16 protein-coding genes, 1 pseudogene and 1 riboswitch are annotated in these 13,053 nt (G+C 63.6%); of the genes and pseudogenes, 8 read left to right on the top strand and 9 right to left on the bottom strand.

What is annotated here, in order from left to right; translation table 11 throughout:
• Nucleotides 1-19 precede the first annotated feature (19 nt).
• On the top strand, nucleotides 20-1,018 hold the full coding sequence (locus C3F42_RS12700) for a class I SAM-dependent methyltransferase (protein ID WP_094010289.1): 999 nt from the start codon (nucleotides 20-22) through the stop codon (nucleotides 1,016-1,018).
• Nucleotides 1,019-1,057: 39 nt separating this feature from the next.
• Nucleotides 1,058-1,177, top strand: a riboswitch (yybP-ykoY riboswitch).
• A gap of 91 nt (nucleotides 1,178-1,268) precedes the next feature.
• Nucleotides 1,269-1,853, top strand: coding sequence for a TMEM165/GDT1 family protein (locus C3F42_RS12705; RefSeq protein WP_177182881.1), 585 nt, complete (start codon nucleotides 1,269-1,271; stop codon nucleotides 1,851-1,853).
• 96 nt (nucleotides 1,854-1,949) lie between these two features.
• Here C3F42_RS12705 and C3F42_RS12710 read toward each other — a convergent pair whose 3' ends face one another.
• Nucleotides 1,950-2,765, bottom strand: a complete 816-nt coding sequence (locus C3F42_RS12710; protein ID WP_023631454.1) for a M48 family metallopeptidase — start codon at nucleotides 2,763-2,765, stop codon at nucleotides 1,950-1,952.
• A 1,331-nt stretch (nucleotides 2,766-4,096) separates the two neighbouring features.
• Here C3F42_RS12710 and C3F42_RS30265 point away from each other — a divergent pair.
• Both C3F42_RS30265 and C3F42_RS30270 read left to right on the top strand, forming a co-directional pair.
• Nucleotides 4,097-4,156 (top strand): annotated as a pseudogene (locus C3F42_RS30265) (hypothetical protein); the annotation flags it as partial.
• 198 nt (nucleotides 4,157-4,354) lie between these two features.
• On the top strand, nucleotides 4,355-5,059 hold the full coding sequence (locus C3F42_RS30270) for a methyl-accepting chemotaxis protein (RefSeq protein ID WP_371920593.1): 705 nt from the start codon (nucleotides 4,355-4,357) through the stop codon (nucleotides 5,057-5,059).
• 92 nt (nucleotides 5,060-5,151) lie between these two features.
• Here the strand turns inward: C3F42_RS30270 and C3F42_RS12720 are convergent, their stop codons facing one another.
• The 3 genes from C3F42_RS12720 to C3F42_RS12730 are packed head-to-tail and all read right to left on the bottom strand — an operon-like array spanning nucleotide 5,152 to nucleotide 6,230.
• Nucleotides 5,152-5,772, bottom strand: coding sequence for an SOS response-associated peptidase (locus C3F42_RS12720; protein ID WP_104444515.1), 621 nt, complete (start codon nucleotides 5,770-5,772; stop codon nucleotides 5,152-5,154).
• 15 nt (nucleotides 5,773-5,787) lie between these two features.
• Nucleotides 5,788-6,048: a putative signal transducing protein gene (locus C3F42_RS12725; RefSeq protein ID WP_023630964.1), complete on the bottom strand. Its 261-nt coding sequence runs from the start codon at nucleotides 6,046-6,048 to the stop codon at nucleotides 5,788-5,790.
• Nucleotides 6,048-6,230: a CPXCG motif-containing cysteine-rich protein gene (locus C3F42_RS12730; RefSeq protein ID WP_010225771.1), complete on the bottom strand. Its 183-nt coding sequence runs from the start codon at nucleotides 6,228-6,230 to the stop codon at nucleotides 6,048-6,050. Before C3F42_RS12730 ends, C3F42_RS12725 begins: the two co-directional genes overlap by 1 nt.
• Nucleotides 6,231-6,355: 125 nt before the next feature.
• On the opposite strand from C3F42_RS12730, the gene C3F42_RS12735 reads away from it, so the two are divergent.
• On the top strand, nucleotides 6,356-7,522 hold the full coding sequence (locus tag C3F42_RS12735) for a 1-acyl-sn-glycerol-3-phosphate acyltransferase (protein WP_023630963.1): 1,167 nt from the start codon (nucleotides 6,356-6,358) through the stop codon (nucleotides 7,520-7,522).
• Between the two features lie 111 nt (nucleotides 7,523-7,633).
• Here C3F42_RS12735 and C3F42_RS12740 read toward each other — a convergent pair whose 3' ends face one another.
• On the bottom strand, nucleotides 7,634-7,894 hold the full coding sequence (locus C3F42_RS12740; protein WP_023630962.1) for a hypothetical protein: 261 nt from the start codon (nucleotides 7,892-7,894) through the stop codon (nucleotides 7,634-7,636).
• Between the two features lie 158 nt (nucleotides 7,895-8,052).
• Between C3F42_RS12740 and C3F42_RS12745 the strand changes: the two genes are divergently transcribed.
• Nucleotides 8,053-8,259: a hypothetical protein gene (locus tag C3F42_RS12745; RefSeq protein ID WP_046857121.1), complete on the top strand. Its 207-nt coding sequence runs from the start codon at nucleotides 8,053-8,055 to the stop codon at nucleotides 8,257-8,259.
• 239 nt (nucleotides 8,260-8,498) lie between these two features.
• Here the strand turns inward: C3F42_RS12745 and C3F42_RS12750 are convergent, their stop codons facing one another.
• The gene (locus C3F42_RS12750) at nucleotides 8,499-9,083 is read right to left on the bottom strand and encodes a YajG family lipoprotein (RefSeq protein WP_023630961.1); all 585 of its coding nucleotides are present in this window, start codon (nucleotides 9,081-9,083) and stop codon (nucleotides 8,499-8,501) included.
• A gap of 143 nt (nucleotides 9,084-9,226) precedes the next feature.
• Here C3F42_RS12750 and C3F42_RS12755 point away from each other — a divergent pair, with 143 nt between their 5' ends.
• Together C3F42_RS12755 and mqo are read left to right on the top strand one after the other, a co-directional pair.
• Nucleotides 9,227-9,460, top strand: a complete 234-nt coding sequence (locus C3F42_RS12755) for a hypothetical protein (protein ID WP_104444516.1) — start codon at nucleotides 9,227-9,229, stop codon at nucleotides 9,458-9,460.
• Between the two features lie 604 nt (nucleotides 9,461-10,064).
• The gene (mqo, locus tag C3F42_RS12760) at nucleotides 10,065-11,570 is read left to right on the top strand and encodes a malate dehydrogenase (quinone) (RefSeq protein ID WP_023630753.1); all 1,506 of its coding nucleotides are present in this window, start codon (nucleotides 10,065-10,067) and stop codon (nucleotides 11,568-11,570) included.
• Nucleotides 11,571-11,646: 76 nt separating this feature from the next.
• Here the strand turns inward: mqo and C3F42_RS12765 are convergent, their stop codons facing one another.
• The 3 genes from C3F42_RS12765 to C3F42_RS12775 all read right to left on the bottom strand — a co-directional run bounded on the left by C3F42_RS12765 (nucleotide 11,647) and on the right by C3F42_RS12775 (nucleotide 13,051).
• Complete coding sequence (locus C3F42_RS12765; protein WP_023630752.1) at nucleotides 11,647-11,937, bottom strand: PA4642 family protein; 291 nt, start codon at nucleotides 11,935-11,937, stop codon at nucleotides 11,647-11,649.
• A 70-nt stretch (nucleotides 11,938-12,007) separates the two neighbouring features.
• Nucleotides 12,008-12,478, bottom strand: coding sequence for a hypothetical protein (locus C3F42_RS12770; protein WP_023630751.1), 471 nt, complete (start codon nucleotides 12,476-12,478; stop codon nucleotides 12,008-12,010).
• 99 nt (nucleotides 12,479-12,577) lie between these two features.
• Nucleotides 12,578-13,051: a WbuC family cupin fold metalloprotein gene (locus C3F42_RS12775; protein ID WP_104444517.1), complete on the bottom strand. Its 474-nt coding sequence runs from the start codon at nucleotides 13,049-13,051 to the stop codon at nucleotides 12,578-12,580.
• Between the last annotated feature and the right edge of the window lie 2 nt (nucleotides 13,052-13,053).

Consider the following 13,053-nt stretch of genomic DNA (forward strand, 5'->3'; position numbering starts at 1 on the left):
TTTTCAGGAGGCGTCGTCCATGGACCCGCGCAGTGAAGTGTTGCTCCGCCAGGCAGAGCTGTTCCAAGGCCCGCTGCTGGTCGCCGGCGCCCAGGCCGATGGCCTGCTCGGCCAGTTGCCTGGGGCCCACGGCTGGACCTGGCATGCCGGCGACCAGGCCGTGCTCGAGAGCCGCTTCGCCGGGCGCAGCCACTACGGTGTCGAAGTGCCCGAGGTAGCCTTCGACGCCGCCGTGCTGTTCCTGCCCAAGTCACGCGAGCTGGCGGCCTACCTGCTCAACGCCCTGGCCTCGCGCCTTACCGGTCGCACGCTGTACCTGGTGGGGGAGAAACGCGGTGGCGTCGAGAGCGCGGCCAAGCAATTGCAGGCCTTCGGCCGGCCACGCAAGCTCGACAGTGCCCGCCACTGCCAGCTATGGCAGGTGACCGTGGACAACGCGCCCGAGGCCAAGCCTCTGGAAAGCCTGGCCGAACGCTTTGAACTGCCCCTCGAAGATGGCCCGCTGCAGGTGATCAGCCTGCCCGGCGTGTTCAGCCACGGGCGCCTGGACAAAGGCACGGCCCTGCTCCTGGAACACCTCGACGGCCTGCCGAGCGGTCATGTCCTGGACTTCGGCTGTGGTGCCGGGGTGCTCGGGGCCACGATCAAGCGTCGCTATCCGCAGAGCCAGGTCACCTTGCTCGATGTCGACGCCTTTGCGGTCGCGGCCAGTCGCCTGACTCTGGCCGCCAATGGTCTGGAAGGCGAGGTGATCAGCGGTGACGGGATCGATGCGGCCCCCACCGACCTGGACGTAATCCTGAGCAATCCGCCGTTCCATACCGGTGTACACACCGACTATCACGCCTCGGAAAACCTGCTGAAAAAATCCAGGGAACATCTGCGAAAAGGCGGTGAAATCCGTTTGGTAGCCAACAGTTTCCTTCGTTACCAACCGCTCATCGAAGGTGCCCTGGGCAACTGTGAGATCCGTGCCGAAGCACAAGGTTTTCGCATCTACCGCGCAACACATGGATAAAAACAGGGCTTGCCGAAAGCGATTCGCCTAGGCAGAATCCGCTCCGTCCTAGGGGAGTAGTCTCCCGCGAGCACCCAGCTCGCCCGGTACGCGTCAACACACTTGGCCCACAGGCCATGGCGCGTGCGACCCACGATCTGCGCAGACAGGTCCAGGGTTTGACAAGACCTATGACACGCACACCTTACCCGGGGCGGGGAGGTCGTACGTGTCATAGCCGTGTCGACCCGCCCCCGTAGGAATCCTGATGCTGGAATCATTGCTCGTCCCCACCGCGATCGTCGCGCTTGCCGAAATCGGCGACAAGACGCAATTGCTCGCGCTCATCCTCGCGGCCCGTTTCCGCAAGCCCTGGCCGATCATTGCCGGGATCGTCGCCGCGACGCTGGCCAACCATGCCGCCGCTGGCGCGGTCGGCGCTTGGGTCAGCAGCTTCTTCACCGAGTCGGTATTGCACTGGATCCTCGCCGCGAGCTTCACCGCCACCGCGTTGTGGACCCTGGTGCCGGACAAGATGGACGATGAAGAAACCAGCAGCGCACGACGGTTCGGGCCATTCGTGACCACGCTGATCGCGTTCTTCCTCGCCGAAATCGGCGACAAGACCCAAGTGGCGACGGTGATGCTGGCCGCCCAGTATCCGCACCTGATCATGGTGATCATCGGCACCACCCTGGGCATGCTGATCGCCAACGTGCCGGTGGTGCTGGCAGGCAACTTCGCGGCGGAGAAACTGCCGCTGACGCTGATCCGTCGCCTAGCGGCGACCGCGTTCGTGGTGCTGGCCATCGTCGCGGTGTATTCGGCGATGAAGACCAGTGGCTGGATAGGCTGACCGTAGATGCGGGCTTGCTTTCGCTCTGAAGATGCTGGGTTTTACACCTTCATCGCGGGGCAAGCCCGCTCCCACGCCTTGCATATCCCCGAAGGATTACTTCTTGGCCGCCTGATACAGCGGCATCACCTTCGGAATCGCCGCCTGCAACGAGGCGATACGGCTGCTCGAAGCCGGGTGGGTGCTCATGAACTCTGGCGGCGCGCCTTCGGACGCCTTGCTCATCTTGTTCCACAGGGTGATCGCGGCGTTCGGGTCATAGCCGGCACGGGCCGACAGTTCGAGACCGATCAGGTCGGCTTCGTTCTCGTTGGCCCGGCTGTTGGGCAAGGTCATGGCGTAGTTCACCACGGTGTCGGCCATGGCCATGCTGTCCTGCCCCAGACCGAAGATCGCGCCGGCACCCTGGCGTGCCATTTCCACGCCGTAGGCCTTGGACATCGCTTCACGGCTGTGCTCGCGCAGGGCGTGGGCGATTTCATGGCCCACCACTGCGGCGATCTCGGCGTCGGTCAGCTGCAGCTGATCGATCAGCCCGGTGTAGACGATGATCTTGCCGCCCGGGCCGCAATTGGCGTTGAGCTCGTCACTCTTGATCACGTTGACTTCCCAGTTCCACTGCGCGGCATCCGGCCGGAACTGTGGCGCCTGTGCGATCAGGCGCTTGGCGATGGCCTGCACGCGCTTGGCATCATTGCTGCTCTTGTCCAGCACGCCCTTGCTCGACGCCTCGCCGAGGGTCTGCTGGTAGGACTGGGCGTACATCTTGTTGACCTCATCGGTCGAAAGCATGCTGAACATGTATTGCTGGCGCTGGACGCCCACGGCACCACCACTGGTGGTATTGACCGCCTGGCAGCCGCCGAGCAGGACGCCGACCGTCAGCATGCTGACAACGAATGACTTACGCATGAAAACACTCCCTTTTTACGTGCCGCGTATCCTAGGCCCAGACGCCCGCCCCTGCCAGAGCCGCAGGTAAGATTTCTGACAAGGTCCTCATGCTTTGGTATTAGCCCGCCGATAACACTCGGTAACGACCTCCTTGCGCGCGGAGCTTTGCCATGAAGTTCAAGTCGATCCAGTTTTCCGTAGCCGCCCTGGCCGGTGCCATCGTGCTGAGTATTGTCGCGGCCCTGGTGCTGTACGCCGTCTACTCCGGGCAACGCACCCAGGCCCTGGTGCAACAGCGAACCCAGCAACAGTTCGAAAACGTCATCGAGCAGCGCCTCACCGCCCTGGCGCGCACCCAGGTCAGCGAGATCCAGCGCGGCCTCGAAGCTCCGTTGTCGATCGCCCGCGGCCTGGCCACTGGCAACGCCATGCTCGGCATGCAGGGAAGCGACGGCCAAGCGCTGATGAGGGTCGACCGCGAGCACCTGATCAACCAGCTCAAGCGCACCGTGGAGGTCAATCCAAGCGTGCTCGGCGCTTACCTTGGCTGGGAGCCAAACGCCCTCGACCATGCCGATGCCCGCTACGTCGGCAGCAGCCTGGTGGGTATCGACAGCGCCAACGGCCGCTTCCTGCCCTGGTGGTTCCGCAATGGCGATGGCAGCCTTGGCCAGGACAAGCTGGCCGATGTCGACGACCGCACAGTCCTCGCCACCGGCGTGCGCGCCAGCGAGTACTACCTGTGCCCCAAGGAGTCGAAGAAGGCCTGCGTGATCGACCCCGCGCCTTATAAAGTGGGCGACAAGATGGTCATGCTGGCGTCGTTCGTCGAACCGATCATGGTCGATGGCCAGTTCCAGGGCATGGCCGGTGCCGACCTGTCGGTGAACTTCATCCAGGACCTGCTCAATGCCGCCGATCGCCAGCTGTACGACGGCGCCGGCGAGCTGGCGCTGGTTTCCAGCAACGGCCGCCTGGTGGCCTATACCCGTGACCCGGCGAAATTCGGCGAGAAGGCCAGCGATGTGCTGGACAGCGACGAAGCCAGCACCCTCAACAGCCTGAGCGGCGAAACCCTGCACTACGAAGTGGACGCCGGCAAGGATCGCATCGAGCTGTACCTGCCGTTCAAGGTCGCCAACACCGATGCCCGCTGGACACTGCTGCTGGAACTGCCGCTGAGCGCCGTGATGGCTGAGGTCAACCAGCTGCAGAAGGATCTGGCCGAACAGCGTCGTACCGATATCACCGGCATGACCCTCGTTGGCCTCGGCATCGCCGCCCTTGGCCTGCTGGTGATCTGGTTGCTGGCCCTGGGCATCGCCCGCCCGCTCAAGCAGATGGTGGCGATGCTCGACGACATCGCCCAGGGCGAAGGCGACCTGACCCGTCGCCTGCACAGCGACCGCGCCGACGAGCTGGGTGCCATCGCCAAGGGCTTCAATACCTTCCTGGCCAAGTTGCAGGCCATGATCAGCCAGGTAGTGGGTTCGGTGCAGAAGGTCAGCGATTCGTCCGAGCACACCGCCGACATCGCCATCCGAACCAACCAGGGCGTGCACAAGCAGATGGCCGAGATCGACCAGGTGGCCACCGCCGTGCATGAAATGACCGCTACCGCCCAGGATGTCGCGCGCAACGCCACGCAAGCCGCCCAGGCCGCCAGCGCGGCCGACCGCGCCGCCAACCAGGGCCTGGAAATCGTGCGCGACACTTCCAGCGCCATCAGCGCCCTGGCCAGCGAGATCGGCCGCGCAGTCACCGTGGTCCAGGACCTGGCCCGCGACAGCGAAAACATCAATGCGATCCTCGTGGCCATCCGCGCCATTGCCGAGCAGACCAACCTGCTGGCGCTCAACGCCGCCATCGAGGCCGCCCGCGCCGGCGAGCAGGGCCGTGGCTTCGCCGTGGTCGCCGACGAGGTGCGCAACCTGGCGCAGAAGACCCAGCAGGCCACCGAAGAAATCCAGCAGATGATCCAGCAACTGCAGCAGGGCACCCGAGAAGTGGTCAAGGTGATGGAAGACAGCCAGGGCAAGACCGACGACAGCGTGCTGCAGGCCAGCCGCGCTGCCGAGGCGCTGGAAAGCATCACCCAGGCGGTGTCGGTGATCAACGACATGAACACCCAGATCGCCAGTGCCGCCGAGGAACAGAGTGCCGTGGCCGAGGACATCAACCGCAACGTGATCAACATCGGCCAGGTGGCCGGCGAAGTGGCGGGCGGTGCCGACGAGTCGAGCCAGGCCAGCGCCGAGCTGACCAAGCTGGCGGAGCAGCAGCGCCGCCTGATCAATCAATTCAGGGTCTGAGCTTTAAGCCGCAAGTGTATAGCGAAAAGTCAAAGCCGAGCACGAACCGCTTTGACTTGCCGCTTGCAACTCACAGCTTGCAGCTTAGGCCGTCAGGCGGGGGTCAGGCACTCCGGCCCATCGAGCTTCGGGTCGTTGACGAAATGTGCCAGCGCCCGCTCACGCAGTGCCGTCGGCGGTTTGGCCAGCAACTCGTGCAGTTTTGCCATCGGCGTGTCCGGGTCCAGCCACAGCGCCTGCTCGGCCCCGTCCAGAATCAGCGGCCGACGCTGGTTCATCGCCGCTTGCGTGACCACCGCACAACTCAGCCACTCTTGTTCCTGCACCGGGTAGATCTCCCACACCGCGGCGAAGAACAACGACGCGCCCTCCCCCGGCGTTACCCAGTACGGGCGCTTGCGCGCCGTGCCGCGCCATTCGTAGAAGCCGTTGGCGGGCATCAGGCAACGGCGCTGGCGCAGGGGCTCGCGGAACATCGGCTGCTCGGCCAGGGTTTCGGCACGGGCCTGTGCCGGTGTGCGGGAAAGGTCGGTGAGCCAGGCCGGGGTCAGCCCCCAACGAGCGCTGGCCAGCTGCAGTTGGCCGTCGACCTGGCGCTGAATCAGTACCGAGGCGCCGGGCGCGATGTTCCATTGGGCCTTCTGGCCCGGGGGGAAGCCCGGCAGGCCGGCGAAGCTCTGGGACCAGCGAAACAGGGCGTAGCGTCCACACATGGGCGAAATCAAAACCTAGCAGATCAGGGTTCCGGGATAACTCTCCGGTTCGTCACCGGCAAGCGGCTGGGCGGCATTGTACTCATCGATCAGTTGCCGTGCGTACCCGGCCTGCTCGTCGGGCACCGCCAGACCGAGCAAGCCGTGCATCGGCAACTCGCCCACGGCGCCCATCAGGTCGCGCCCGACCAGGTGCACCTCGATGCCTTCGCTGGCCAGCATGCCCACCAGTACCTGGGCCTCCAGCAGGCTTTCCGGTTCATAGATTCGCCGCATCAGTCGTTCTCACCGTAGACATCGAGCATCCACTCCTCACCATGGACCTGCAGCACGAAGCGAATGGGCTTGCAGCACACCTGGCAGTCCTCGATGTATTCCTGGTCGCCGCCGGACAAGTCCACCGTGGTTTCGACTTCCTCGCCACAGTAAGGGCAATCGTAGATCGCAGTTTCCAGCATCGCGGCCTCCGGAGTGACTTGTGCGTATAATTGCCGGTCTGTTTACAGGGCCTGTGTGCGTCCGAGCCGTTTTTCGGAGCCCGCCCCTACCTAATTACCCTAGCCGTTTCCAACAAGAGAGCATGATGGGCGAATTCGATGCCATCCGACCGTACGACGACGCTGAGGTCCCTGCTGTGCTGGCACGCCTGCTCAGCGACCCGGCATTCCTCGATATCCTCACCCACTTCCGCTTTCCGCGTGCGGCGGGTGCCTTCGGCTGGCTGCTCAAACCACTGATCGCCCGGCGCCTGCGCAAGGAATTTGCCGGCGTGACCTGCGTATCCACGCTGCAGGACAAGGTCGAGTACTACGTCGACCGCACCATCGACCGCGCCACCGACGGCGTCACCTACAGCGGCGTCGAACAGCTCAAGTCCGGTACCGCCTACCTGTTCCTGGCCAACCACCGTGACATCGTGATGGACCCGGCCTTCGTCAACTATGCGGTGTACCACGCCGGCCTGCCGACACCGCGCATCGCCATCGGCGACAACCTGCTGCAAAAGCCGTTCGTCAGCGACATGATGCGCCTGAACAAGAGTTTCATCGTGCACCGTTCGATCAGCGGCCGCCGCGAGAAACTGGCCGCCTATCAACTGCTCTCGGCCTACATCAACCACTCGATCCGCAACGATGGCGCGTCGATCTGGATCGCCCAGGCCGAAGGCCGCGCCAAGGACGGTGACGACCGCACCGATTCGGCGATCCTGAAAATGTTCCACATGAGCCGCAAGGACGAACCGTTCGGCGCGGTGATCCAGAGCCTGAACCTGATCCCCGTGTCGATCAGCTACGAGTACGACCCCTGCGACCAAGCCAAGGCCCGCGAGCTGTACATCCGCGCCACCACCGGCACCTACAAGAAGGCACCCGGCGAGGACGACAACAGCATCGCCCAGGGCATCACCGGCTACAAAGGGCGGGTTCACATCAACTTCGCCCCTCCGGTGACCGAGTACCACGAGGACACCAAGCAGCTGGCGCAGGCCATCGACCGGCAGATCCTTGGCGGCTACCGGCTGTTCCCGGTGCATTACCTGGCCTATGCGATGTGGGCGGAGAAAGATGCGGCACTCGAAGTGCCGAGCGCGGAAAAACTGTTCCCCGCCGATGAACTGGCCAAGGCCAAGGAAGAATGGCAGCGCCGGCTGGATGCCTGCCCGGTCGAGCAGCAGCCGTACCTGGTGCAGCAGTACGCGACGCCGGTGCGCAATCAGTATCAGGTGAAGCGTCAGCCCACTTCAGCCTGACAACACACCTGTAGGAGCGGCTTTAGCCGCGATCACCCGCAAAGCGGGTGCCAGGCACCCCGTTGCCTGGATCGCGGCTGAAGCCGCTCCTACAGGGTCGACATCAGCGATTCAGATCCAGGTACTGAACCAGGACAGCAGCAACGCCATCGCCAGGCAGCAGAAACCGAGGATGTAGTAATAACGCGGCACACGCTGCTCGAGCACGTCCACCACCCCTTCATCCATCGCCAGGCTTTCCCTGGCAAGCGCCTCGCGGCGCCGGGCGCCGTGCAGCAGCAAGCCGCCCGGGCAGGTGATCAGCAAAGCCAGCAGATTGATCAGCTTGGCCGGATGGGCGGCCAGGAAGCCCCAGAGCACTTGCAACGACATTACGCGACCTCGGTATCACATGTGGCAAAGCCCGGCATTCTACCCAAGCCCACATCGACCACCGCCACTTTGCGACCAGCTGTCATCTAATTTCACCTGTCACACGCTCGTCATCAAGACAGGCCACCCTGTCGGCCTTCAACTGACCGGAGCTTGTCATGCTGCACGCCGAAAACCAGGACCGCCTTTACCTCGTGGCCCAGAGCGACGAACAACAGGCGCTGATCGACGGCTTCGCGATCAACGTCCAGGACCGACAGTGGCTGGTGTATTGCGCCCTGGGCGGGCATGCCCATGACGACCTGCCGGAGATCGACCCGCACACGGGCATCAGCCTTCTGGACTTTCACGTCCAGGCCGCCTGACTGGCCCTAGTGTGGTGTTTTGCAAATACGACCAATAACTCGCGAGTGATTTTTGCGCTCAGGCAAGGCGTCGCGACGAGTCGTAGCCCAGCTACGGCGAGGAGCGACAACGCCGCATGAGCGCAAAAAGCACCGCGAGTTATGGTCGTTATTTGTGAAACACCACACTAGATACAGCCATGAAAAAGCCCGCTGCCTGATCCCAGGCAGCGGGCTTTTTTGACGCGGTATCGGCGTGCTTACTCGCCCAGTACCTGACCGACGGTCGGGTCCTTGAACAGGCGGGTCAGGGCATCGCTGAGCACGTCGCTCACCAGCTTGGTGTTGGTTTCCTGGTTCGGCGCCATGCCGAACCGCTGGTCCAGCGACGCACCGTAACGGCCGCTGTAGCGACGGTTGGCGTTCGACACATCAGCGCGGAAGGTGGCACCGATGGTCGCCTCGGTCACGTACATCTTGTCCTTGGGCGACTGGTACTTGAGCTCGGCCAGGGTCACGGTCAACTGCGGGGCATTGCCGGCATTCGGCGTCGGGGTGAAGCCCAGCAGGCGCACCGCCGCTTCGGCCTGGGCCTGCAGCTTGGGCACCACGTCATTGCCATTGACGGTGATGGTGCTGGTCTCGGGGTACATGCCACCACGGGTGCCGAGCGACTGCGAGGCGCGCCCATCGACGACCCTGACCACCACCGGCTGGCCGTGGCCGACCGGGGCCAACTGCTGGGTGAGCTTGGGTTGCGGGCTGAGTTGCTGCGGGCTGTGGGCACAACCGGCCAGGCTCAGGCTGGCCACCGCGAACAAACCGACCAACAGACGTTGCAACATGCGCATTTCTCCAGAAAAAGCGGCAAAGGCCCACAGTATACCTAGCGCACCACACGCCAGCCATCGCCCGGCCCGCTTGTCACAATCGTTTCATGCCCCTGCGTTTATCCTTGCGTCAGCCCTCCCTCACAGGACACCACGTCATGGCCTCGCTCTGGACCCTGCTCTTCCACCGCCCGCGCCACGCCACCTACGCCCGCCTCGACAGCGATGGCACCTGCCTGGCCTTCAAGCACTGCGCCACACCGCCGGGCAACGGCACCTGGGTGCAGGTCAGCGAAGCGCGACTGACCTGGCTTGGCCGCCCGCTGCCGGCCAGCGCCCGGGTTTGCCACGGTGCAATGCGCCTTTGGCAGCAACGCACCCTCGCAGCCTGACAAACGCTGCAATAAAAACCAACAAGTACGCCCTTTCCGCCCGCGACATCGTTATAATCTCCCCCCGATTATAAGGACGTCTCCTGATCGGGCCCCGCATTCGCCGCTTCAACCCGGCACCCTCGACGCTTCGCCCACAGAGAGCCTTCCACTCAGGTCTTGCATTGGCTGTCGTGCCTGCTGTTTTCGGCCGTCCGCTGCGCATGAACCTGCGGGTTGCCATCGCGCAGTCCACTTTTGAGGTTCACGACTCCAAAAGAGCGTGAAAAAACGGTTTTTCACAACTTCACGAGAGTGTGGCGAGCAAATGAACAGTCTGGCATGTGCAAGAGCGGCAGATGTGTACCGAACAGCCCTGAACAGACGGCAAGAGCGCTCATCCCTAATGAACGCCTGAGGCCGATCCATAACGCACAACGGGCCACTTGACCATAAGTCGAATTGCCGCACCCGTGGCAATGGGCGTTCAATAGCCGAACACCCAAGACTGATTGGCGGTGTCCGCGGAAGTTGCAAGAACTGCGAAGAGTCGGACATGGCGATCCTGGCCAACCCAGGGATCCTATGCTGTCAATTAGGTGCTGTAGATTGTGGAGACGCGTTAATGGCGCAGAACGAATCGGTTGATGTGGTACTGGTAGGCGCGGGCATCATGAGTGCCACCCTGGCCGTACTGCTCAAGGAGCTCGACCCGACCCTGAAGCTAGAGGTCGTCGAGGCGATGGACTCCGGAGCCGCGGAGAGTTCCAACCCCTGGAACAACGCCGGTACCGGCCATGCCGGCCTGTGCGAGCTCAATTACACCCCGCAGGCCGCCGATGGCAGCATCGACATCAAGAAGGCCGTGCACATCAACACCCAGTTCGAGGTTTCGCGCCAGTTCTGGGCCTACCTGAGCCGCAAAGGCAACTTCGGCTCGCCGCGCGCCTTCATCAACCCGGTGCCGCACCTGAGCTACGTCGAAGGTGACAAGGGCGTCTCGTTCCTCAAGAAGCGTTTCGAGCTGCTCAAGCAGCACCACGCCTTCGCCGAGATGGAATACACCGAAGACAAGGCGGTGATGAAGGACTGGATGCCGCTGATGATGCCAGGCCGCCCGGCCGACCAGCACATCGCTGCCACCCGCGTGATGAAAGGCACCGACGTCAACTTCGGTGCCCTCACCAACAAGCTCCTCAAGCTGCTTGGCGACTCGCCCGATGCCCAGGTCAAGTACAGCAAGAAGGTCGTCGGCCTGCGCCGCAACGGCAGCGGCTGGACCGTGAGCATCAAGGACGTCAACAGCGGCGGCAGCCGTGAAGTGGACGCCCGCTTCGTCTTCCTCGGTGCCGGTGGCGCCGCCCTGCCCCTGCTGCAGGTGTCCGGCATCCCGGAAAGCAAGGGCTTCGGCGGCTTCCCGGTCAGCGGCCAGTGGCTGCGTTGCGACAACCCGGAGATCGTCAAGCAGCACCAGGCCAAGGTCTATAGCCAGGCCGCGGTCGGCGCCCCGCCGATGTCGGTACCACACCTGGACACCCGCGTGGTCGACGGCAAGAAATCACTGCTGTTCGGGCCATACGCCGGCTTCACCACCAAGTTCCTCAAGCACGGCTCCTTCATGGACCTGCCGCTGTCGGTGCGCATGGGCAACATCGGCCCGATGCTGGCCGTAGCCCGTGACAACATGGACCTGACCAAGTACCTGGTCAGCGAAGTGATGCAGTCGATGGAGCAGCGCCTGGAATCGCTGCGCCGCTTCTACCCGGAGGCGAAAGCCGAGGACTGGCGCCTGGAAGTGGCCGGCCAGCGCGTGCAAATCATCAAGAAGGATCCGAAGAAAGGCGGCATCCTGCAGTTCGGCACCGAGCTGGTCTCGGCCGAAGACGGCAGCCTGGCTGCCCTGCTGGGCGCATCGCCGGGCGCATCGGTGACCGTGTCGATCATGCTCGAGCTGATCGAGCGCTGCTTCCCAGAGCAGGCCAAGGGCGCCTGGGCCGCCAAGCTCAAGGAAATCTTCCCCGCCCGTGAGAAGACCCTGGCCACCGACGCGGCCCTATACCACAAGATCAGCGCTGAAAACGATGTGGCGCTGGAGCTGGTGGAAAGCAGCCCGGCCAAGCATTACGCCTGATCCGGCTGAAACGAAAAAACGCCCCCCCGGGGCGTTTTTTTTGCCTGGGCCGAGCCCGCAAAGCGGGGCAGCCAGATCAGCCGCGAGCTTTTTCGATGATCTCGATGTACTCCGGCGCATTGCGCTGGTCGGCTATGGCCTCGGCGAAGGTCTTGCCATGTTCGTCCTTGCCATCCAGATCGTAGCCGGCCGACACGAAGAAACCGACGTAACGCTCGAAGTCGTCGACGCGCAAACCACGGTAGCCTTTGATCAGCTTGTGATGCGAAGGCGAGGTCAGGCCATCGGCCGGTTCGAACTGCAGGAACGTCTTGATGTACTCGTCGCTGATCTCGTCACCAATCACTTGTTTCTTGTCTTTACGCATCGCCGACTCCAACTGGACCATCACGGACATTTTCGAAGGCCGGCAGTGTACCCCCCGGCGACGGCGAGCCTCAACGCGTACGTACGGTACCGGTGTGCAGGTCGGCCCAGATATGGCCGTTGGCATAGGTGAGGAACTGTACGTAGAGCGTCTCGTTACGCAGCAGGTCGATGATCACCCGATAGTCGGCCAACGGATAGTTGAGCGTCAGCGTGCGGGCCTTGTCGTCGTACACCGGTTTCTTCAGGCTCTTGCCGCCCTCGCCGTCGAAATTGAGCAAGACCTGGCCAATGGTCGAGCCCTTGCTCAGCGGCTTGCCCTTCAGGCGCACCTGCAAGGAAGAGGTGATCGGGATCGGCTGCTGGTCGGACTGGCGCTGGGTGCCGACCACCACGCTGTAGTCGGTGACCTGCAGCAGTTGCTGGCTGACCGGTGCTTCCTGGCGCAGTGAGAGGTCGTCGGGCGGGAGGAACTGGCTGTGCAGCGGCGCGGCGGCAAGCGGCAGGCTCACCGCCAGCAGGAGGGGGACGATCGCACGCATGTGGGGCTCCTTGGCATGAGCAGGCACTCTACGCACAGGCCCTGTCGCGGAGCAAGCCCGGTCCTGAGGTGAGGGCGCGGGCTCAAGATTGGCGCAAGCTCAATCGAACTGCGCGCGCATCCAGGCGTGATACTCGGCAACGGCCGCTTCACCTTCACGCGGCGCCCAATGAGCGTGCTCCCCCTCGCCCACCGGCCGGCACGGCCCGGCCTTGCACTCGAACATGACGCTGTCGGCCTCGAGCACCACCAGGCCATGGTAGGTGCCAGGCACCAGGTCGACCCCAAGACACTCGCCGCCCGCTTGCAGCACACGTTTGTCGGTGACCTGTCCCAGGTCATCGAAAATCAGCAAACCCAAGCGCCCTTTCAGGACGATCAAGACCTCGGCCTTGTCGTCACTCAGGTGCCTGTGCGGCGGGATATAGGTAGCTGGCTGCAAGCCCACCGCCATGCGGTGGCAGGGCTCTTCCATCTGGTGGAAGTTGTGGTGCTGGCGGCCACGCGGACTCTCGGCGGCCTTTTGTGCCAGCCCGACGAACAACGACTGATCGAGGAACGCAGGCTGGCGCATGC

Source organism: Pseudomonas sp. PONIH3 (assembly GCF_002934345.1).
Lineage (GTDB): Bacteria > Pseudomonadota > Gammaproteobacteria > Pseudomonadales > Pseudomonadaceae > Aquipseudomonas > Aquipseudomonas soli.